The organism is Neorhizobium puerariae (genome assembly GCF_042429745.1).
Classification (GTDB): domain Bacteria; phylum Pseudomonadota; class Alphaproteobacteria; order Rhizobiales; family Rhizobiaceae; genus Neorhizobium; species Neorhizobium puerariae.
Genome location: NZ_JBHMAA010000020.1, coordinates 81,466 through 103,418, shown reverse-complemented (window position 1 = coordinate 103,418; position 21,953 = coordinate 81,466). Strand labels below are relative to the sequence as shown.

The 21,953-nt window shown below is 62.0% G+C and carries 17 protein-coding genes; 8 read left to right on the top strand and 9 right to left on the bottom strand.

Features of this window, described 5'->3' with window-relative positions:
* Positions 1-7: 7 nt before the first annotated feature.
* From ACFFP0_RS18600 to ACFFP0_RS18585, 4 genes are all read left to right on the top strand, one after another.
* Complete coding sequence (locus ACFFP0_RS18600; RefSeq protein ID WP_377263573.1) at positions 8-1,081, top strand: BMP family ABC transporter substrate-binding protein; 1,074 nt, start codon at positions 8-10, stop codon at positions 1,079-1,081.
* A 244-nt stretch (positions 1,082-1,325) separates the two neighbouring features.
* The gene (gene glmU, locus ACFFP0_RS18595; protein WP_377263572.1) at positions 1,326-2,687 is read left to right on the top strand and encodes a bifunctional UDP-N-acetylglucosamine diphosphorylase/glucosamine-1-phosphate N-acetyltransferase GlmU; all 1,362 of its coding nucleotides are present in this window, start codon (positions 1,326-1,328) and stop codon (positions 2,685-2,687) included.
* Between the two features lie 124 nt (positions 2,688-2,811).
* Positions 2,812-4,638 (top strand): glutamine--fructose-6-phosphate transaminase (isomerizing), encoded by a 1,827-nt coding sequence (glmS, locus tag ACFFP0_RS18590; RefSeq protein WP_377263571.1) that lies wholly within the window; start codon positions 2,812-2,814, stop codon positions 4,636-4,638.
* A gap of 93 nt (positions 4,639-4,731) precedes the next feature.
* Positions 4,732-5,427, top strand: coding sequence for a DUF502 domain-containing protein (locus ACFFP0_RS18585; RefSeq protein WP_377263570.1), 696 nt, complete (start codon positions 4,732-4,734; stop codon positions 5,425-5,427).
* Position 5,428: 1 nt separating this feature from the next.
* Here ACFFP0_RS18585 and recG read toward each other — a convergent pair whose 3' ends face one another.
* Entirely contained in the window at positions 5,429-7,537 is a 2,109-nt protein-coding gene (recG, locus tag ACFFP0_RS18580) for an ATP-dependent DNA helicase RecG (protein ID WP_377263569.1), read from the bottom strand.
* Positions 7,538-7,627: 90 nt separating this feature from the next.
* Between recG and ACFFP0_RS18575 the strand changes: the two genes are divergently transcribed.
* Entirely contained in the window at positions 7,628-7,957 is a 330-nt protein-coding gene (locus ACFFP0_RS18575) for an FAD assembly factor SdhE (RefSeq protein ID WP_377263567.1), read from the top strand.
* Between the two features lie 11 nt (positions 7,958-7,968).
* Positions 7,969-11,475, top strand: coding sequence for a transcription-repair coupling factor (mfd, locus tag ACFFP0_RS18570; RefSeq protein ID WP_377263660.1), 3,507 nt, complete (start codon positions 7,969-7,971; stop codon positions 11,473-11,475).
* A gap of 13 nt (positions 11,476-11,488) precedes the next feature.
* Here the strand turns inward: mfd and ACFFP0_RS18565 are convergent, their stop codons facing one another.
* Genes ACFFP0_RS18565 through ACFFP0_RS18555 form a run of 3 tightly spaced genes read right to left on the bottom strand, consistent with a single transcriptional unit; the run spans position 11,489 to position 14,951 of the window.
* The gene (locus tag ACFFP0_RS18565; RefSeq protein WP_377263565.1) at positions 11,489-12,415 is read right to left on the bottom strand and encodes a DMT family transporter; all 927 of its coding nucleotides are present in this window, start codon (positions 12,413-12,415) and stop codon (positions 11,489-11,491) included.
* 20 nt (positions 12,416-12,435) lie between these two features.
* A complete protein-coding gene (locus ACFFP0_RS18560; protein WP_377263562.1) occupies positions 12,436-13,107 on the bottom strand; it encodes a DsbA family oxidoreductase in 672 nt (223 codons plus the stop codon).
* 38 nt (positions 13,108-13,145) lie between these two features.
* On the bottom strand, positions 13,146-14,951 hold the full coding sequence (locus ACFFP0_RS18555) for an extracellular solute-binding protein (protein ID WP_377263658.1): 1,806 nt from the start codon (positions 14,949-14,951) through the stop codon (positions 13,146-13,148).
* 284 nt (positions 14,952-15,235) lie between these two features.
* On the opposite strand from ACFFP0_RS18555, the gene ACFFP0_RS18550 reads away from it, so the two are divergent.
* Complete coding sequence (locus ACFFP0_RS18550) at positions 15,236-15,883, top strand: invasion associated locus B family protein (RefSeq protein WP_377263560.1); 648 nt, start codon at positions 15,236-15,238, stop codon at positions 15,881-15,883.
* Between the two features lie 162 nt (positions 15,884-16,045).
* Here the strand turns inward: ACFFP0_RS18550 and hspQ are convergent, their stop codons facing one another.
* The 4 genes from hspQ to ACFFP0_RS18530 all read right to left on the bottom strand — a co-directional run bounded on the left by hspQ (position 16,046) and on the right by ACFFP0_RS18530 (position 19,305).
* Positions 16,046-16,375: a heat shock protein HspQ gene (hspQ, locus tag ACFFP0_RS18545; RefSeq protein WP_377263558.1), complete on the bottom strand. Its 330-nt coding sequence runs from the start codon at positions 16,373-16,375 to the stop codon at positions 16,046-16,048.
* Between the two features lie 94 nt (positions 16,376-16,469).
* Complete coding sequence (locus ACFFP0_RS18540; protein ID WP_377263556.1) at positions 16,470-17,393, bottom strand: DMT family transporter; 924 nt, start codon at positions 17,391-17,393, stop codon at positions 16,470-16,472.
* 100 nt (positions 17,394-17,493) lie between these two features.
* Positions 17,494-18,903, bottom strand: a complete 1,410-nt coding sequence (glnA, locus tag ACFFP0_RS18535; protein WP_377263554.1) for a type I glutamate--ammonia ligase — start codon at positions 18,901-18,903, stop codon at positions 17,494-17,496.
* 63 nt (positions 18,904-18,966) lie between these two features.
* Positions 18,967-19,305 (bottom strand): P-II family nitrogen regulator, encoded by a 339-nt coding sequence (locus ACFFP0_RS18530; RefSeq protein WP_011975544.1) that lies wholly within the window; start codon positions 19,303-19,305, stop codon positions 18,967-18,969.
* 342 nt (positions 19,306-19,647) lie between these two features.
* Between ACFFP0_RS18530 and ACFFP0_RS18525 the strand changes: the two genes are divergently transcribed.
* Positions 19,648-21,129, top strand: a complete 1,482-nt coding sequence (locus ACFFP0_RS18525) for an NAD(P)H-hydrate dehydratase (protein ID WP_377263549.1) — start codon at positions 19,648-19,650, stop codon at positions 21,127-21,129.
* On the opposite strand, the gene ACFFP0_RS18520 is transcribed toward ACFFP0_RS18525, so the two are convergent.
* Positions 21,119-21,937: a DUF72 domain-containing protein gene (locus ACFFP0_RS18520; RefSeq protein ID WP_377263547.1), complete on the bottom strand. Its 819-nt coding sequence runs from the start codon at positions 21,935-21,937 to the stop codon at positions 21,119-21,121. The two genes, ACFFP0_RS18525 and ACFFP0_RS18520, sit on opposite strands and share 11 nt — an antisense overlap.
* Between the last annotated feature and the right edge of the window lie 16 nt (positions 21,938-21,953).

Below are 21,953 nucleotides of genomic sequence, written 5' to 3'. Positions count from 1 at the left end.
TTCGGAAATGAAGAAACTGATTATCGCTCTTGCCGCATCGGCCGCCTTGCTGGGCGGTTTCGCGACCGGCGCTCAGGCCCAGGAAAAGAAAAAGGTCTGTTTCATTTATGTCGGTTCGCGCACGGACGGCGGCTGGACGCAGGCGCATGAGATCGGTCGCCAGCAGCTCGACAAGGCCCTCGGCTCCAAGGTGGAAACGCCCTTCCTCGAAAACGTTCCGGAAGGCCCCGACGCCGAGCGTGCCATCGAGCGTATGGCCCGGTCGGGCTGCGCTCTGGTCTTCACCACCTCTTTCGGCTTCATGGATGCCACGATCAAGGTGGCCCAGAAGTTCCCCGACGTGAAGTTCGAACACGCGACCGGTTTCAAGTCCGCCCCGAACGTCGCCACCTATAATTCGCGTTTCTACGAAGGCCGCTACATCCAGGGGCAGATCGCCGCGAAGATGTCGAAGAAGGGTCTCGCGGGCTACATCGCTTCGTTCCCCATCCCGGAAGTGGTCATGGGCATCAACGCCTTCGAGCTCGGCGCGAAGTCGGTCAACCCGAACTTCAAGCTGAAGGTCGTTTGGGCGAACACCTGGTTCGACCCGGGCAAGGAAGCCGACGCCGCCAAGGCGCTGATCGACCAGGGCGTCGATATTCTGACCCAGCACACCGATACGACGGCGCCGATGCAGGTCGCCGCCGAACGCGGCATCCTGGCCTTCGGTCAGGCCTCCGACATGATCGCCGCCGGCCCGAAGACGCAACTGACCGCAATCGTCGACACCTGGGGCGCCTACTACGTCAAGCGCACCCAGGCGCTGCTCGACGGCACCTGGAAGTCGGAGCAGATCTGGGACGGCCTGAAGGACGGCATCCTGACCATGGCGCCCTATACGAACATGCCGGATGACGTGAAGGCGATGGCGGAGGAAACCGAAGCCAAGATCAAGTCGGGCGAACTGCACCCGTTCACCGGCCCGATCAACAAGCAGGACGGTTCGGCATGGCTCGCCGCCGGGGAGAAGGCCCAGGATGGCGTCCTGCTCGGCATGAATTTCTATGTCGAAGGCGTGGACGACAAGCTTCCGCAATAGTGAGAAGCGGCCGGGCGAAGCCCGGGCAATCGATCCGGTGAATCGATTGCAGCGACGAACGCCCGGAGCCATGGCGGAGGGCTGAGCGGTCGGGCGAAGCCCCGGGCGGACCTGCCTTCGAAACCTATGAGATCGAATGGGGCGTCTTCGGACGCCCTTTTTGTTTCGCATGCACATAAGCCGTTTATCGCCCTTCAACCCTCTTGCTGCTAAAAGCCGGGCAACTGCATGAAGGAGATTCCCGATGAGCCGTTCCTGCCTTGCCGTCATCCTTGCCGCTGGCGACAGCACGCGTATGAAATCGTCGATGTCGAAGGTGCTGCATCCGATCGCCGGTCGCCCGATGATCGCCCATGTCATGGCGGCCGTTGCCGAAGCCGGGATGACGGATGCGGCCCTTGTGGTCGGTCGCGATGCCGAGGCCGTCGCGAAGGCCGGCTCGGTCGCGGGCGTTTCGGTCGAGGCTTTTCTGCAGAAGGAGCGCCTCGGCACCGGACATGCGGTGCTTGCGGCACGCGAGGCGATCGCCAGAGGCTACGATGACGTTCTGGTCACTTATGGCGACGTCCCCCTGGTCACGGCGGCACCCTTTGCCGCGGCGCGCGAAAGGCTGGCGCAGGGCGCCGATATCGTGGTGATCGGTTTCCATACGGACAAGCCCACGGGCTACGGCCGCCTGCTCGTCGAGAATGGTGAACTGATTGCCATTCGCGAGGAAAAGGATGCCACGGAAGAGGAGCGCAGGATTACCTGGTGCAACAGCGGACTGATGGCGATCGATGGTCGCAAGGCGCTGGCGCTGCTCGAAAAGATCGGCAACGACAATGCCAAGGGTGAATATTACCTGCCTGACCTCGTGGAGATCGCCCGTGCCGCCGGCGGCAAGGTCGTCGCCGTCGACGCACCGGAAACGGAGGTCGCCGGTTGCAACAACCGTGCGGAGCTCGCTTTTCTCGAAAGGCTCTGGCAGGAGCGCCGTCGCCACGAACTGATGGTTTCCGGCGTCACGATGATCGCCCCCGAGACCGTTTTCCTGTCCTATGATACCGAAATCGATCAGGATGCGCTGATCGAGCCCAATGTCGTCTTCGGCCCGGGCGTGAAGGTCGAAGGCGGCGCTGTGATCCATGCCTTCTCGCATCTCGAAGGCGCGCGTGTCAGCGCCGGCGCCACCGTCGGGCCGTTCGCGCGCCTTCGGCCGGGGGCGGACCTTGCGCCCCAGTCGAAGGTGGGCAATTTCTGCGAGGTAAAGAACGGCAGGATTGGCGAAGGCGCCAAGGTCAACCACCTGACCTATATCGGCGATGCCGTCGTCGGCGCGCATTCGAATATCGGCGCGGGCACGATCACCTGCAACTACGACGGGGTGAACAAGCACGAAACGCATATCGGCGCGAATGCGTTCATCGGCTCGAATTCGTCCCTCGTGGCGCCGGTTTCGATCGGCGACGGCGCTTATGTGGCTTCCGGCAGCATCATTACCGACAACGTTCCGGCCGATGCTCTGGCCCTTGGCCGTGCCCGGCAGGAAATCAAGCCGGATCGTGCCAAATCGATCCGGGAGCGCGCACTTGCCATCAAGGCCGCTAAAAAAGCAGGCAAATGAACAACCGTGCCTTAACCGCCGAGCGTTACTTTCCGACATCGAAAGTGACCGGTCGGATGATTGCGTGAAATCCGCAATCGGCTAGGAATTCGCGCGGGTTTCATCAAAGCGGAGAGGGACGTTCATGTGCGGAATTGTCGGGATCGTCGGAAAAGAGCCGGTGGCGGCGCGTCTGGTCGATGCATTGCGGCGGCTCGAATATCGCGGCTATGATTCCGCCGGGGTAGCCACGATCCACGGCGGCCGGATGGACCGGCGCAGAGCCGAAGGCAAGCTTTTCAACCTTGAGAAGAAGCTGGATGCCGAGCCGCTGCCGGGGATGATCGGGATTGCCCATACCCGCTGGGCGACCCATGGCGTACCGAACGAGACCAATGCCCATCCGCATTTCGTCGAAGGCGTGGCTGTCGTCCACAACGGCATCATCGAGAACTTCTCCGAGCTGAAGGACGAGCTGCTGGCCGAGGGCGCGATCTTTGCAAGCCAGACCGATACGGAGGTGGTGGCCCATCTGCTTGCGAAATATAACCGCCAGGGAATGGATCATAGCGAAGCCATGCTCGCCATGCTCAACCGCGTCTCCGGCGCCTATGCGCTGGTGGTGATGTTCGAGGACGATCCCGGCACGATCATGGCTGCCCGTTTCGGACCGCCGCTGGCGATCGGTCATGGCCGGGAGGAAATGTTCCTCGGCTCGGACGCCATCGCGCTTTCGCCCTTCACCAGCGAGATCACCTATCTGGTCGATGGCGACTGTGCCATCGTCACCCACCGGGGTGTCGAGATCGTCGACTACGAAGGCAGGCCGCAGAAGCGGCAAAGCCATATCTCCCAGGCCGCCGCCTTCATGGTCGACAAGGGCAATCACCGGCATTTCATGGAGAAGGAAATCTATGAGCAGCCGGAGATCATTTCCCATGCGTTGAGCCACTATATCGATTTCGCCAGCCACACGGTGAAGGCGAATGACACGGCGATCGATTTCGGCGGGGTTTCGGGACTGGCGATTTCCGCCTGCGGTACGGCCTATCTGTCCGGTCTCGTCGGCAAGTACTGGTTCGAGCGTTATGCGCGCCTGCCGGTGGAAATCGATGTGGCATCCGAGTTCCGCTACCGGGAGCTTCCTCTGTCGCCCAGCCAGGCCGCGCTCTTCATCTCCCAGTCCGGGGAAACCGCCGATACGCTTGCATCGCTGCGCTACTGCAAGGATCAGGGGCTGAAGATCGGCGCTGTCGTCAACGTCAGGGAGTCGACCATCGCACGGGAGTCGGACGCAATCTTTCCGATCCTCGCCGGGCCGGAAATCGGTGTCGCCTCCACCAAGGCTTTCACCTGCCAGCTCGCCGTTCTGGCGGCGCTTTCGATCGGTGCTGGCCGCGCCCGCGGCACGGTGACCGCTGGCGACGAAAAGGCGATGGTGAAACATCTCGCCGAAATGCCGCGCATCATGAGCCGGGTCCTGAACGATATCCAGCCCCAGATCGAAGCGCTGTCGCGCGACCTTTCCCGTTTCAAGGACGTGCTCTATCTCGGCCGCGGCACGAGCTTTCCGCTCGCCCTGGAAGGGGCACTGAAGCTCAAGGAAATCTCCTATATCCATGCGGAAGGTTATGCCGCCGGCGAGCTGAAACACGGACCGATCGCGCTGATCGACGAGAACATGCCGGTGATCGTGATCGCGCCGCATGACCGCTTTTTCGAAAAGACGGTTTCGAACATGCAGGAAGTGGCGGCGCGCGGCGGCAGGATCATCTTCATCACCGACGAAAAGGGCGCGGCCGCCTCGAAGCTGCCGACCATGGCGACGATCACGCTACCGAATGTCGACGAGATCATCGCTCCGATGATCTTTTCGCTGCCGATCCAGCTGCTCGCCTATCATACGGCCGTTTTCATGGGAACCGACGTCGACCAGCCGCGCAACCTGGCGAAATCCGTCACCGTGGAGTGATCTCCGCCGCTTTTCCTTGCATAGCAACATCGCATCCGGCATTGTCGCATTCAAACGAATGCGGCAGTGCGTCAGGTGAATCAGGAAAGCCGAATGAGCGACAGTCCCGAGCGAATATCGCTGGCCGGCCGTCTCAGGAATAATTTCCTAACCGGGCTCATCATCTGCGCGCCGGTCGCAATCACCATATGGCTGACGTTCGCTTTCATCGACTGGGCCGATAGCTGGGTGACGCCCTACATTCCCCAGCGCTACGATCCGCAATATTATTTCAACATCACCATTCCCGGCACGGGCCTGCTGATTGCTGTGGTGTTCATCACCATTGTCGGTTTCCTCGGCAGGAACCTGATCGGGCGGTCGATCGTCAATTTCGGCGAGTCGATCCTGCATCGCATGCCGCTGGTCAGGACGATCTACCGAAGCGTGAAGCAGATCCTGGAAACGGTGCTCAAGGAGCAATCCACCTCCTTCAAGAAATGCGGGCTGATCGAATTCCCGAGTCCCGGCATGTGGGCGCTGGTCTTCATTTCCGGCGATGCGCAGGGCGAGATCGCGGCAAAGCTCAATGCCGACGGCGAGGAAATGGTAGGGGTCTTCATGCCCCCGACACCGGTGCCTACGGCCGGTTTCCTGATGTTCGTGCCGAAGAGCAAGATCATCATGCTCGACATGACGCCGGAAGAGGGGGCCAAGCTGCTGATCTCCGGCGGCCTGATCGCGCCCGAATACAAATCCTCCGCAGGCGCGCCGACCGCGGTCCTGCCGCCGCCGGTCGTCCCGGGCTGATCTACCCTGCTCTCAGGAACCGTATTGCTTCGTCGCGTCGGTGCAGGTAGAGAAGCACCCGCATGTTCCGGCCCCGTTCGCTTGTGAGTTCCGGGTCGCGTTCGAGCAGGTAGGCCGCATCCTTTCGCGCGATCTCCAGCAGGTCCGCATGCGCCTCGAGGCTTGCGATCCGAAAGCCGGGCGTGCCGGACTGGCGCGTGCCCAGAAGCTCGCCTTCGCCGCGTAGCTTCAGGTCCTCCTCGGCGATCAGGAACCCATCCTCGCTCTCCCGCAGGATGGAAAGCCGCGAACGTCCCGTCTCGCTCAACGGGCCTTTGTAGAGCAGGATGCAGGTGGAGGCCTCGTCGCCGCGCCCGACCCGGCCGCGGAGTTGGTGAAGCTGCGCGAGACCGAAGCGTTCGGCATGCTCGATCACCATGATCGTCGCATCCGGCACATCGACGCCCACTTCAACGACCGTCGTTGCGACCAGCAGGCGCAGTTCGCCGTTCTTGAAGGCGGTCATGACCGCGTCCTTTTCCGGGCCGCTCATGCGCCCGTGGATCAGCCCGACATTGCCGTGGCCGAGTTCCCTGGCCAGCACCGAATGCCGCTCTTCCGCCGACATGAGGTCGGACACGTCCGACTCCTCGACGAGCGGGCAGATCCAATAGGCTTTCTTTCCTTCCGTGATTGCGCCGCGGAGCCGGGAGACGATCTCGCCGATCCGTTCGGTCGGGATGGTGACCGTCTGGATCGGCTTGCGGCCGGCCGGCTTTTCGGTCAGCTTGGAAACGTCCATATCGCCGAAGGCCGCAAGCACCAGCGTGCGGGGGATAGGCGTCGCGGTCATCACCAGCATGTGGGGAGAGATACCCTTGGCGGTCAGCCGCAGCCGCTGGTGAACGCCGAACCGATGCTGCTCGTCCACGACAGCGAGGGCCAGATTGTGATAGTTGATCGCATCTTGAAAAAGGGCGTGGGTGCCGATGACGATCTGCGCCTCCCCGGAGGCAATTCGTTCGGTGATTTCGTCCCGCTCGCGGCCCTTGGTGCGTCCCGTCAGCACGTCGACCGCTATGCCCGCGGCACCCGCGAGTTTCGAAATCGTGGAGAAGTGCTGGCGCGCGAGGATCTCCGTCGGCGCCATCAGCACCGCCTGGCCGCCGGCCTCGACGGCCGCAGCCATGGCGAGCAGCGCGACGAGGGTCTTGCCGGCACCGACGTCCCCCTGCAAAAGCCGGAGCATGCGTTCCTCGCCGGCCATGTCCTTCAGGATGTCGTCGACCGCACCGCGCTGGCTGGGCGTCAACGAAAACGGAAGGGCCGCAACGATCCTTGCAGCGAGATCGCCCTTCACCCGGATCGGCTGGCCGGGGACTTTCCGGATGCGCTGACGGACCAGCGAGAGCGACACCTGGCCCGCCAGGAACTCGTCATAGGCAAGTCTCCGCCGGGCGGGCGATTGCGGCGCGACATCCGTTTCATCGCGCGGTTCGTGCAGTCGCCGGAACGCTTCCGCCACGGGGGGGAAACCCTGGCGCGCGGTCAGCGCCGGGTCCGCCCATTCAGGAAGATCGGGCAGGCGCGCGACCGCGCCATCGACCGCCCTGCGCAGCACTTTCGGCGAAAGGCCCGCGGTCAGCGGATAGACGGGTTCGACGAGCGGCAGGTTCTCCGCTTCGGAGGATTTCACGATGAAATCCGGATGGACCATCGACGGGCGTCCGTTGAACCAGTCCACCTTGCCGCTCACCATCACCATTTCGTCGATCGGCAGGGATTTCTCCAGCCAGTTGCCTTTGGCATGGAAGAAGGTCAGCGCCAGCTCGCCCGTATCGTCATGCAGGAAGACGCGGTACGGCAGGTTGGACTTGCCGCGCGGCGGCGGCTGATGCCGGTCGACACGGCCCTCGATGGTGACGATTGCACCCTGCGGCGCAAGCGCGATGCCGGGTCGGTTTCTGCGGTCGATCAGGGAATGGGGGGCGTGGAAGAGCAGGTCGATCACCCGGCAATCGTCCGGGTCCTCGCGGCCGGTGACGCGTGCGATCAATTCGGCAAGCTTCGGCCCGACGCCGGCAAGTGAGGCGACGGGCGAGAACAGCGGATCAAGGATGGCAGGACGCATGCGGTGCAAATTGCGTCAGGTTTCGCCCATTTGGCAAGGTGACGCGGCGCGAAAAGAATCCTATATGAACCGCAAAACAGGGGTATGGACATGACAGGACTATCGCGCACGAGCGCGGATCTCGACCCGCGCCGGCGGCGCATTCTCTATCGCTGCTGGCATCGAGGCATCCGCGAGATGGATCTTGTTTTCGGGCAATTCGCCGAGGCGGAGATCGGGCGTCTTTCGGATCACGAGCTTGACGAGTTCGAGGCGATCATGGGCGAGGACGACCACGACCTGCATGCCTGGATCACCGGCGCGCAGCCATTGCCGGAACACCTGAAGACGCCGCTTTTTGCCCGCGTCGCAGCCTATACGCCGGATTTCGATCCTGTCACCAAGGCCTCCCTGGAGGCGAGGCTCGGAAAGACTCAATGAATTCCATCCCGATGATCCCCGGATTCGATGCAAAGAGAATCGCGGCGGCCCAGAGCCCGCTGACTGTCGGCAATGTACCGCCGGGCATGGAGCCCCTGATCCTTGCCGAGCTCGCGCGTGCCGGCCAGCCGGTCGCCTATGTGATGTCCGATGGCCAGCGCATGCCCGATCTGGAGCAGATGCTATCCTTCGTGGCGCCGGAAATCCCGGTGTTGACGCTGCCCGCCTGGGACTGTCTGCCCTATGACCGTGTGTCTCCGAGCGCGGATGTCTCCGCCAGGAGACTTTCTGCGCTTTCCGGCCTCATCGCGCACCGGAAGAAGCCGCATGCGGCGATCGTGCTCGTCACCGTCAATGCCATGCTGCAGAAGATCGCACCCGCCGGGATCATCGAGAGCCTGACCTTCTCGGCCAGGCCCGGCAATCAGATCCGCATGGACGATATCGCCGCGCGGCTCGATCGAAACGGGTTCGAAAGAGTGGCGACGGTGCGCGAGGTCGGCGAATTCGCCGTGCGCGGCGGCATCCTCGATGTTTTCGTGCCGGGTACGGAAGAGCCGGTCCGCCTCGACTTCTTCGGCGATACGCTGGAATCGATCCGCTCCTTCGATCCGGCAAGCCAGCGCACGACCGGGCAGGAGCGCATGCTCGATCTGAACCCGATGAGCGAAGTGACGCTGACGCCCGATACGATCAGCCGCTTCCGCAGGAATTATTTGTCTCTCTTCGGTGCGGCGACCCGTGACGACGCGCTCTATCAGGCCGTCTCCGAAGGACGACGTTATGCCGGCATGGAGCATTGGCTGCCCTTGTTCTACGACGGGCTCGAAACGGCTTTCGATTACCTCGAAGGGTTCCGGATCGTCACCGACCACACGGCGCGCGAGGCGGCGAACGAGCGTTCGAAACTCGTCCTCGACTATTACGAGGCGCGGCGCGACAGCGGCGCGCAAGGGAAGGGGGCCACGGCGCAGGCAACTCCCTACAAGCCCGTTTCGCCGGGACAGCTCTATCTCGACGGCAAGGCCTTTTCCTCCGCGCTGGATGCGGCCGGCGCGCTGCGGCTGACCCCGTTCAACGAGGTGGATGCCGAGGGTCGCCGCGTGGTGACGGTCGATGCGCATGCCGGTCCGCGCTGGGCAAAATCCCAGGCTGAGGAGAAGGACCGCGACGAACGCGTCAATGTCTTCGATCTCGTGGTTAAGCACATCGCCGACAAACGTGCCGAAGGGATCAAGATTCTCGTCACCGGCTGGTCGGCCGGTTCTCTCGACCGCCTGCTGCAGGTTCTGGATGAACGCGGCCTGAAACGCATCAGGCAGATCGAAAAGCTGGACGACCTCGACCTGCTTGAGAAGGGTGAGGCCGCATCGGCGGTCCTGAGCCTCGAAGCGGGCTTCGAGACGGACAGGATCTCTGTCATCGGCGAGCAGGATATCCTGGGTGACCGGATGGTCCGTCGCGCCAAGCGGCGCAAGCGGGGTGCGGACTTCCTCACGGAAGTGGCCGGCCTCGACGAAGGCTCGCTCGTCGTCCATGCGGAGCACGGCATCGGCCGTTTTGTCGGCCTCGTCACGATCGAGGCGGCCGGCGCGCCGCGCGCATGCCTTGAGCTGCACTACGCAGACCAGGCAAAGCTCTTCCTGCCGGTTGAGAACATCGATCTCCTGTCGCGCTACGGCTCGGATGCCGCCGAAGCTCAGCTCGACAGATTGGGCGGTGGCGCCTGGCAGGCCCGCAAGGCGAAGCTCAAGAAGCGCCTGCTCGACATGGCGGACGACCTGATCCGCATTGCAGCCACGCGCATGACCCGCCGCGCGCCGGTCCTTGCGACGCCGGAGGGGCTTTACGACGAATTCGCCGCCCGTTTCCCCTATGACGAGACGGAGGACCAGGCGAACGCGATCGATGCCGTACGCGAGGACCTTTCCGCAGGCCGCCCCATGGATCGCCTCGTCTGCGGCGACGTCGGTTTCGGCAAGACGGAGGTGGCGCTTCGGGCCGCCTTCTTCGCTGCCATGAACGGTGCGCAGGTGGCGGTCGTCGTTCCGACCACATTGCTTGCCCGCCAGCACTACAAGACGTTCAGGGAACGTTTCCGGGGGCTTCCGATAACCATAGCCCAGGCGTCGCGCCTCGTGTCGGCCAAGGAACTGGCGGACGTGAAGAAGGGGATAGCAGACGGCAAGATCGACATCGTCGTCGGCACGCACGCTCTCCTCGGCGCGGGTATCAAATTTGCGAACCTCAGCCTGCTCATCATCGATGAGGAGCAGCACTTCGGCGTGAAGCACAAGGAGCGGCTGAAGGAACTCAAGACCGACGTTCACGTCCTGACGCTGTCGGCGACGCCGATTCCGCGCACCCTTCAGCTCGCGATGACCGGCGTGCGGGAGCTTTCGCTCATCACCACGCCGCCGGTGGACCGCATGGCGGTGCGCACCTTCATCTCGCCCTTCGATCCGCTCGTCATCCGCGAGACGCTGATGCGTGAGCATTATCGTGGCGGCCAGAGTTTCTACGTCTGCCCGCGCGTCGCCGACCTGCCGGAAATCCAGGCGTTCCTGCAGTCCGATGTGCCGGAATTGAAGGTTGCGATCGCACATGGCCAGATGCCCGCCGGAGAACTGGAAGACATCATGAATGCCTTCTACGACGGCAAATACGATGTGCTGCTCTCCACGACCATCGTCGAATCCGGCCTTGACGTTCCGACCGCCAACACGCTGATCGTGCATCGCGCCGACATGTTCGGCCTGGCCCAGCTCTATCAGATCCGCGGCCGTGTCGGACGTTCGAAGGTGCGCGCCTTCGCACTGTTCACGCTGCCGGTCAACAAGCCGCTTACCGCGACCGCCGAGCGACGCCTGAAAGTCTTGCAGTCGCTCGACACCCTCGGCGCCGGTTTCCAGTTGGCCAGCCACGACCTCGACATACGCGGCGCCGGCAATCTGCTCGGCGAAGAACAATCGGGCCATATCAAGGAAGTCGGCTTCGAGCTCTATCAGCAGATGCTGGAGGAGGCGGTCGCGGAGGTGAAGGGTGATGACGAGATCACCGATACCGGCTGGTCTCCGCAGATTTCCGTCGGCATCACGGTGATGATCCCGGAAAGTTACGTTCCGGACCTGCATCTGCGCATGGGGCTTTATCGCCGGCTGGGCGAACTGACCGAACTGTCCGAGATCGACGGTTTCGGCGCGGAAATGGTCGACCGGTTCGGCCCGATGCCGCCGGAGATCCAGAACCTGCTGAAGGTCGTCTACATCAAGTCGCTCTGCCGCAAGGCGAATGTCGAGAAGCTGGAGGCCGGACCGAAGGGCGTCGTCGTGAGCTTCCGGGACAAGCAGTTTCCGAACCCGGCGGCGCTGGTCGGCTATATCGCCAGGCAGGGGACGCTTGCGAAGATCCGCCCGGATCAGAGCGTATTCCTGACACGCGACCTGCCATCGCCCGAAAAGCGGCTGGTGGCCGCCGCGCAGGTGATGACCCAGTTCGCGGAGCTCGCAAAAATATAATCAAGTATCGCGTCTATGATTCCGGCTTCGCAGCGCCCGCCGCTTGCGGGTCGGTGGCGACGGCGGGCGGCAACGGGACATTGCGCGCCCGTTCGCGCGCCAGCGTCAAAAGGCCCGAGCCGATGATCAGCACGATGCCGGCCAGCATCGGCAGATCGACACGGTCGCCGAAGATCAGATAACCGAACAGTACGGCCCAGATCATCTGGCTGTATTGCGTCGGTCCGATCATTGCGGCGGGGGCATGGTTCGCGGCATACATCATCAGGATCGCGGCCGCCGCCGCCAGCAGGCCGTAGCCGGCGAGATAGAGCCATTGCTCCAGGGTCGGAAACCGGAAGTCGGGGATCATCAGCAGGCCGCAGATGACCAGCACGCCGAGCACGCCGGCGCTGTAAAGCGAAATGCTCTTTTCCGACGGGCCGATCGCCCGGTAGCAGACGATCGAGATGGCGCCGCTCAGCCCCCCGAACATGGCGCCCAGGTGACCGATCGACAATTCCCGAAAACCGGGCCTCAACACGATCAGCGTGCCGATGAAGCCGATCGCGACGGCGCTCCATCTTTTGATGCCCACCTGTTCCTTGAGGAAGATCACGGACATGATCGTCACGAAACAGGGCAGCAGGAAAATCAGCACGAAGGCTTCTGCCATCGAGAGATGGGTGAAGGCCACCACGCTGCCGATCGTGCCGGCGCTTGTCGCGAAGAAACGCAGAAGCCAAAGGCCCCGGTTCGACGTCCTGAATGCATCCGTCCAGCGGTCGCCGGGCTTCATGAGAAGGGGGAAGCCGGCGAGGCCGAAGAGGGCTCCGAGAAAGGACATCTCGTAGGCGCTCAGCGCGCCTTCGATCATCTTGACGCTGGCGTCGCTCCAGGAATAGGCGGCGAACGCGGCAAAGGCCAGGAGAACGCCCTTCAGGCTCTGGTCGCGACGCAAGTCAAGGCTCCTGGAACGGCTCAGATCATGCCCTTGCGGGCTTCCGACTTCAATTTGGCGATCTCGCGCAAGGCATTCGCGAGGACGTCCGGCGTCTGCGCCCCGCTCACCGCATATTGCCCGTCGATGATGAAGAAGGGCACGCCGGTGACGCCCATCTTCTGTGCGGCCTCTATCTCGGAGAGAACCGCGTCCTTGTCCGCATCCGTCTTGAGAAGGTTCTCGATGACCTTGCGGTCGAGACCGGATGCTTCGGCAATGTCGGCCAATACCCTGTGGTCGCCGACATTGCGTCCTTCCTCGAAATTCGCCCTGAAGAGCGCGGTCGCGACCTTGTCCTGAACGGTCCGGCCTTCCGTCATCGCCCAATGCAGCAGCCGATGTGCATCGAGCGTATTGGGTCCGATCTTGATCGCTTCGAAATTGTAGTGAATCCCGACCTCTTCGCCGAGTTTCCGCAGCATGGCGTGTGCGCGTTCCACCGCCTCCTTGCCGCCGAGCTTGGCGGCAAGATCGGCCTGATGGTCGACTCCTTCCGGGGGATGGTCCGGATTGAGCCGGTATGGCCGCCAGTTGACGTCGACCCCGATCTCGTCCTGCACGTCGGCGATGGCCAGTTCAAGCCGTGCCTTGCCGAGATAGCACCACGGGCAGACCACATCCGAGACGATATCGATGGTTACGCGCTCCATGGCGGCGTCCTTTCATGGCGGGACCGGGAAGTTCCGGATTATTGCGCGCGTTCGTCCCACCAGACGTTGAGCTGGTAGCCATAAAGCGGCAGCTTCTCCGGATAGCCGATATGGGCGCGGCGCGCCACCCATTGTTCCGCGATGTGGTAGAGCGGCACGAGATAGTGACCGGAAATCAGCAGTCGGTCATAGGCGCGCACGGTGGCCTCGAAATCCTCCTTGCTGCGGGCCTTCAGCATCGCCTCGATCAGCCGGTCGATATCCGGATCGGCCGTCCCGGCGAAATTGAAGCTTCCCTGGGCATCCCGCGACGCCGATCCCCATCGCTTGACCTGTTCTATCCCGGGAGAAAGCGAGGACGGATAGGACTTGACGATCATGTCATAATCGAAATCCCCGGAGCGCGCCTGGTATTGCGCATCGTCGACGGTCCGGATCGACATTTCGACGCCGATCATCTTCAGCGTCCGCTGATAGGCGATCGCGAGCTTCTCCTGGTCGGGCGTCTGTGTCATCACCTCAAAGGCGAGCGGCCTGCCGGATGTGTCCGTCATCCGGCCGTTCTTGATCGTGTAGCCGCCTTTCTTCAGGAGATCGACGGCCTCCCGCAGCACCTTGCGGTCCGCACCGGAACCGTCTGTTTTCGGCAGCCGATAGGTGCCATCCAGCACCTGAGGTTCTATCTTGTCCCTGGCCGGGCCGAGGATGGCGAGCTCGCGATCCTCGGCCGGCTTGCCGAGCGAGGTCAGCGGCGAGTTCTGCCAGAAGCTTTCGGTGCGGGTATAGGCGCCGTCGAAGAGGTTCTTGTTGGCCCAGTCGAAATCGAAGGCGAGCGACAGGCCGGCCCGCACATTGACGTCGGAGAAGATCGGCCGGCGCAGGTTGAAGACGAAGCCGAGCATGCCGGTCGGCAATTGCGGTTTGAAAGCGTCCTTCTTGACGTCGCCGCTCTGGACGGCGGGAAAATCGTAGGCGCGGGCCCAGTGCGTCGGACTGCCGTCGGGATAGATATCGACCACGCCCTTCTTGAAGGCTTCGAAGAGCGTATTGTCCTGAAGGAAATACTCGACGGCGATCTGGTCGTAATTGTCGAAGCCTATCTTCGAAGGAATGTCCTTGCCCCAGTAGTCGGGCCGGCGCTCATAGACGATCCGCTCGCCGGGCGAGACCGATTTCACCACATAGGGACCGGAGCCGATCGGCGGCTTCAGCGTCGTCTGGTCGAACTTGGCCGGATCGACGGCATGTTTTGGCAGGATCGGCGTAAAGCTCGCGAGAATCAGCGGGAATTCCCGTTCCCCCTTGTCCTTGAAGGAAAACCGGACGCCATGCTCGCCGACCTTTTCCATCTTTGCGATCGGGTCCAGCCGCTCCGAGAACGGAATGCGGCCTTTGTCCCGCAGGAGTTCCAGGGTGAACATCACATCCTCGGGCGTCACCGGCTGGCCGTCGGACCACTTTGCCCTGGGGTTCAGGTTGAACTGGATGAAGGTGCGGTCGTCGTCCCATTCCACGCTTTCGGCCAGCAGCCCGTAAAGGGTGAAGGGCTCGTCGCTGGAGCGGATCATCAGCGATTCGTACATCATGTTGCCGAAGGCGGGGTCCCACATGCCGCGCGCGGTCGTGCGCATGCTTTTCAGGATGAACGGATTGAGGTTGTCGAACGTCCCGACAACGCCATAGGTCACCTTGCCCCCCTTCTTCACATCCGGGTTCACATACGTGAAGTGCCTGTAGTCCGGCGGGAGAGCAGGACTGCCATGCATGGCGATGCCGTGAAGCGGCTGGGCCAGTGCGGGAACGCCGACCAGAAGCGCGGTAACGAAGGGAAGGAGGCGTCGCATGGGACTCATGGCAGTGAATTCCTCGCTGATTCGCCCGCAAAATACCGCATGCGGTGAAGGCGACCAACCGCCGGAATGCGCGAAAGATTGATCGATGACGTTAACGCCCTGTCAAAAAAAGAGAAAGGAGGGCTGGATATCGGCGACCGCGCGATGTAACAGGGAGACCGGACGGGCGGGTCATTCAATTGCCTCATTTGACCGACAGGTGACGGGCAATAAGACACCCCGAGGGATATAAGCGGCTCGGCCGTACCCAACGGATTTCAGGAGACGGATCTGGTATGATGCTCAAGGCAACCCAAGTTCTGCGGACGGCGATGTCCGCTCTCGCTCTTTCGATCGGCGCGAGCACGCTGCCGGTTGCAGCCTTTGCACAGGATGCTGCGGCCCCGGCCGCGCCGGGCGCCCCGCCGCTCGGCTGGTTCAAGACCTGCTCCAAGCAGGATGACAGCGACCTCTGCGTCGTGCAGAACATCATCGCTGCCCAGAACGGCCAGCTCATCACGGCCGTCGGCCTGATCACGGTCGAAGGCAAGGTCAACCGCAAGATCCTGCAGGTCTCGGTTCCGACCGCACGGCTCGTGCCTCCGGGCATCATCATGCAGATCGACGGCGGCAAGGGCCAGAAGCTCGACTACGTCGTCTGCCTTCCGGACAAATGCACGGCCGAAGTTCCGCTGACGGACCCGATGATCGCAAGCCTCAAGAAGGGCAATGAAGTGATCTTCACGTCCATCAATTTCCGCCGCGCGCCGAACCCGATCAAGGTTTCGCTCCAGGGCTTCACGGGTGTCTTCGACGGTCCGGCCATGCCTCAGGAAAAGATCGCCCAGAGCCAGCGGAGCCTGGAAGAGGGCATGCAGCGCAAGGCCGAAGAGACCCGCAAGAAGCTGGAAGACGCGCAGAACGCCGCCAAGCAGGGTCAGTAATCCGGCCCAGGCCAGAATGAGAGAGCCCGGCTTCGCGCCGGGCTTTTGATTCCGAAGCTGCGGATGTCCGAAGGCGGCGCCGGGAACGGCCCCGCAGGAAAAAGAAAAAGCGCCGGCTCGTGAGCCGGCGCCTTCAATCCCGGCCTGTTCGGCCAGATGGGATCAGTGGGCCAGGATGACCTTGGGCTTCAGCTGGCCGGACGGAGCACGATCGAAGATCTGGTAGACCTGCGGGTTCCGCAGGGGGGCATCGCTCTGATCGTGTTCGAGGTTCTGCTCGGAAACATAGGCGACGTATTCCGTCTCGTCATTCTCCGCGAGGAGATGATAGAAGGGCTGGTCCTTGCTCGGCCGGATCTCCGCAGGAATGGCATTCCACCACTCTTCCGTATTGGCGTATTCCGGATCAACATCGAACACGACGCCCCGAAACGGAAAGACCTTGTGGCGAACCACTTCTCCGATGGTAAATTTAGCGTTGCGTTGTTTCATGGTGCGATGTCCTTTCGCATCCAATGTGGGAATAAAATTCTCCGACATCAAGAGAGGAATGTACGTAGGCGCATAGTGTTCCCCGGATTTGACTTCAGGACGTCGCCGGTTTTCGAGGGCCTGCAGTCGCCAGGATTACGCCGCCGAGCACAAGTACGATTCCCACCCCGTGGTAATACTCGAAGGTCTCGCCAAGGAAGATCACCGCCATCACGATCGAAACCGGCGGCATCATGTAGAGCGTGATGCCAGCCGTTGCCGGCCCGAAGATGCGCACTGTGTGTTGAAAGCAGAAGAAGGCGGCAAGCGATGCGAAGACGATGATGCCGGCGATCTTCCACCATGCCGAAAACGTCCGGGGAAGCAGCCCTCCATGGAAGAGTTCCCATATCGCGGGCGGCAGGAGGAGTAGTGAGCCCGAGAAGGCGATCAACCCGAACAAGGACAACGGGCGGACCGACCGGGCGGCTGGACGACGCAGGAGTACCGAATAGATCGCGAAGGCTATCGCGGCCACCAGCATGCCGAGATCCCCGAGATTGAAATTCATGTGAGCAAGTGCGGCAATATCTCCGCGCAAGACGATCGCGGCAACGCCCGCAAACGCCACCGCCATACCCATCAGTTCGCGGCCGCCGATGCTGCGGCCGGAAAACTGCCACTCCAGGAGAATGATGAAAAGCGACGAAGTCGTGTAGATCAGCGTCGCATTCGAGGCGGTGGTGAGTGTCAGCGCCCAATAGACGAAACCGCCGCAGATGCCGATGCTAAGGAACCCGAGCCAGAGCCAGAGCCAGGTATGCTTGCGCACGAACGACCAGGCCGAGCGCCGGTCGAGATAAAGCACCGGGACCATGACCAGCGTGGAGCCACCCCAGCGGATGAAGGCCGTGATGAACGGGCCTATCTCGCCGATCACGCCCCGCCCGAAAATCAGGTTGCTGGAAAAGAAGACGGGAACGAGGGCAAAGATCAGCCAGTCGAGGGTGCGCGGCTGGGGCGGGGGCGGGGAAGGCATCGGACACCGGAAGAAGCAGGGGGCAAGCCCCCAAAGGCAAACGGCGGGCTTGATGGCCCGCCGCTCAGGAAGGAAGGCGCAGTTTTCCGCGCCGTCAGGATCAGGACGAATAATACATGTCGAATTCGACCGGATGCGGCGTCATCTCGAAACGCATGACCTCCGTCATCTTCAGTTCGATATACGCATCGATCTGGTCGTCGTCGAAGACGCCGCCGGCGGTCAGGAACTTGCGGTCGCGATCGAGGTTTTCGAGCGCTTCGCGCAACGAAGCGCTGACCGTCGGGATCTTCTTCAGTTCCTTCGGCGGCAGGTCGTAGAGATCCTTGTCCATGGCCTTGCCCGGATGGATCTTGTTCTTGATGCCGTCGAGGCCGGCCATCAGCATGGCGGCAAAGCCGAGATAGGGGTTCGCCAGCGGATCGGGGAAGCGGACCTCGACGCGTTTCGACTTCGGACCGGAGCCGAACGGAATGCGGCACGACGCGGAGCGGTTGCGAGCCGAATAGGCAAGCAGGACCGGCGCTTCGAAACCGGGCACGAGACGTTTGTAGGAGTTCGTCGTGGGGTTGGTGAAGGCGTTGATCGCCTTGGCATGCTTGATGATGCCGCCAATGTAATAGAGGCAGCTTTCGGAAAGACCGGCATATTCGTCGCCGGCGAAGGTCGGCTTCCCGTCCTTCCAGATCGACTGGTGGACGTGCATGCCCGAACCGTTATCGCCGTAGATCGGCTTCGGCATGAAGGTCGCGGTCTTGCCGTAGGCATTGGCGACCTGGTGCACGACGTACTTGTAGATCTGGATCTTGTCCGCGTTGCGCACGAGCGTGTCGAACTTGACGCCGAGTTCGTGCTGGGCGGCAGCGACCTCGTGGTGATGCTTCTCGACGACGACGCCCATTTCGGCGAGCACCGTCAGCATTTCCGAGCGCATGTCCTGCAGGCTGTCTACCGGCGGGACCGGGAAGTAGCCACCCTTGACGCGCGGACGGTGGCCGAGGTTGCCGGTTTCGTAGTCCGTGTCGTCGTTGGACGGCAGCTCGGAGGAATCGAGCTTGAAGCCCGTATTGTAGGGATCGGCCTTGTACTTCACGTCGTCGAAGACGAAGAATTCCGGTTCCGGTCCGACATAGACCGTGTCGCCGATGCCGGATGCCTTGAGATAGGCCTCGGCCTTCTTGGCGGTGCCGCGCGGATCGCGGTTATAGGCTTCGCCCGAGATGGGGTCGAGAATGTCGCAGAAGATCACCATGGTCGACTGGGCGAAGAACGGGTCCATGTGGACCGTCGCCGGATCGGGCATGAGCACCATGTCCGACTCGTTGATGGCCTTCCAGCCGGCAATCGAGGAACCGTCGAACATGACGCCATCGGCGAACATGTCCTCGTCGACGGAGGCAATATCCATGGTGACATGCTGAAGCTTGCCACGCGGGTCGGTGAAGCGCAGGTCCACGAACTTGACGTCGTTTTCCTTGATTTGTTTCATGATTTCGCTTGCGCTCGTCATATGACGTTCCTCAATGTAAGATGACGACTGAAGAGAAGCCCCGGCCGGACGGCCGGAAGGCAGTTAGATGGCGTCTATGCCCGTTTCACCGGTGCGGATGCGGATGACCTCCTCCACGTTGGAGACGAATATCTTGCCGTCTCCGATCCGTCCAGTCTGCGCGGCATTCCGAATCGCTTCGATGACCGCTTCCGCGTTTTCGTCCGCCAGGACGACCTCGACCTTCACCTTAGGCAGAAAGTCGACAACATATTCTGCGCCCCGATAAAGCTCCGTATGGCCTTTCTGGCGGCCAAAACCCTTTGCCTCGGTCACAGTGATCCCTTGCAAGCCGACCTCCTGAAGGGCTTCCTTCACTTCGTCGAGCTTGAAAGGCTTGATGATCGCTTCGATCTTTTTCATGAGAAACTATCTCTCCGCTTCTCCCTTGAAGCAGGCCTTTACCCACTCGGCCATGCCAATGCAGATATCGTGCCAAACTCGGAAGGCACTTTCAAAAAGATAATGCGGTTTTGCACCAAATCCCTGCGCAAGTGCCGCTTTCGTGACAAAAATGCTTCCGTTTTTCGCATTTTTTGTGCGCTGCGGCACAAGAATTGGGCTTTTTTGACATTTTCTTGAAAATTAAGGAAATGCGACCACACTTAAAGCGATGATTATATCTTATTCATTTGCTTATTTGTTAATCAAACAGATCGAAAAGAGGACGCTTGTTTTCCGGGCGGCTTTCCGTTCAATACCGTCATGCGACATTTGCCCGACCATATCCTCCTGACACCCCAGCAGATGGGGGCGGCCGACGCGGCCTCGGCGGCATCCGGCATTTCCTCCTTCGGCCTGATGGAACGGGCGGGGCAGGCGGTTGCCGCCTCCGCGCTGAGGCATTTTTCGGGCGCGGGGCGCTATGCCGTGCTCTGCGGTCCCGGCAACAATGGTGGCGACGGATATGTCGCGGCCCGGGCCTTGGCCGATGCGGGGGCTTCCGTGGCAGTCTATCACCTCGGCGATCCCGGCAGGCTCAAGGGTGATGCAAGGCTGGCGCGGCAGCTTTCCCGTTTACCGTCGCAGCCGCTGGAAAACTATCTGCCTCACCCCGGTGACCTGGTGATCGACGCCCTGTTTGGAGCGGGTCTCGCCCGCGATGTTCCGAGGCTCGTCGCGGAACTGATCGACAAGGTGAGGCAGGCAAACGTGCCCGTTCTGGCCGTGGACCTGCCTTCCGGTCTATGCGGCCGGCGCGGCCGTCCGCTTGGCGCCGCTTTCGCGGCTGTCCGCACGGTCACCTTCATGACTCGCAAGCCGGGCCATCTGCTTTTGCCGGGCCGGTCGCTCTGCGGTGAGGTCGAGGTTTTCGATATCGGTATTCCCGCCCGTATCGTCCTCTCCGTGGCGGGGAAGATTCGTGAGAACAGGCCGGATCTCTGGCGGGATTTATTGCCGGAGCCCGAAAGCGATACCCACAAATACCGGCGTGGCCATCTCGCGGTTTTTTCCGGCCCGGCAGACAAGACCGGGGCTGCCCGGCTGTCGGCAATGGCGGGCCTGAAAGCGGGGGCGGGGCTTGTGACCGTTGCTTCGCCCGATGACGCGATGCCGGTCAACGCCGCGTCGCTTACGGCGATCATGCTGCATCGGATCGATACCGCAGAAGACCTTGAAACATGGCTTCACACGGCAAAGCTTGCCGCTTTCGTCCTCGGGCCGGGTTTCGGTATCGGCGAAAAAGCGAAGCAATTCGTGCTCTCGCTCAGGGACAGGCCGCTGGTGCTCGACGCGGATGGCATCACATCGTTCAGGGAAAGCCCGCCGGAACTTTTCGATGCCTTTACAGGCGGCGAGTCCCATCTGGTCCTGACGCCGCATGAAGGCGAGTTTTCCCGCCTCTTTCCCGATCTTGCCGCAGACGAGGACTTGAGCAAGGTCGAAAAGGCGGTGAGGGCCGCCGAACGCGCCCATGCCGCGATCGTCTACAAGGGGGCCGACACGGTCATCGCGAGCCCCGACGGACGCGCCCACATCAACACCAACGGACCGCCCTGGCTTGCCACCGCAGGCTCCGGCGATGTTCTCGCAGGCATGATCGGTGCGCTGCTCGCTCAGGGCATGCCTGCTTTCGAAGCCGCCGCCGCTGGCGTCTACCTGCATGGAGAGGCCGGCAAACGTGCCGGCAAAGGCATGACGGCCGAAGAACTTGCCGCTCAGGCTGGTGTCGGCTTCAGCGCCTAGCTCTTTCTTCCAGCAGTTCCCGCATCGCCATGGCTCCGTACGGCGCATTCACCTTGCCTTCGTGGATGAAGAAAGCGAACACGTCGCGCGGCCGTTTTTCAACCTTGCGGGTCCCGTCAATCAGGGAAAGATCGTCCGGCACGCCGCCTTGGGACCAGGTCTCCAGCCTCCGGGCCCAGGCCTGCATGTCCGGTTCCGCGTAGCAGGTAGCGATGTCGTCGGAGCCCTTCTGAAGGCGGGCATAGACAAAATCGGCGGTGACATCGGCGATCATCGGGTATTCGAAATGGTCGGCGCAGACCGGCGCGATATTGTATTTCGCAAGCAGCGCGATGAATTCCGGCACCTTGAAGCTGTCATGGCGCACTTCCACCACATGCGTCAGCTTCAAGCCGTCAAGCTTATCGGGCAGAAGCTTCAGGAAGGCCTCGAAATCGTCCGGTTCGAACTTCTTGGTCGGGGCGAACTGCCAGAGCAGGGGGCCGAGACGGTCACCGAGTTCCGTCAGCCCCTGACCCAGAAATTTCTCGATCGATTCCCCGGCTTCCGCCAAAACCTTGCGATTCGTCGTGAAGCGGCTCGCCTTCAGCGAAAAGATGAAACCGTCCGGGACTTCGCAAGCCCATTTGGCGAAGGTTTCCGGCTTCTGCGATCCGTAGTAGGTGCCGTTGACCTCGATGACCTTCAGCTTGCCGGCGGCATATTCGAGCTGCCTCTTCTTCGGCAGCTTCTCGGGGTAGAACGTGCCCTCCCAGGGTTCGAAGGTCCAGCCGCCGATGCCCGTGCGAATGATGCCGGCTTTGGTCATGAACTCACCTCCAACA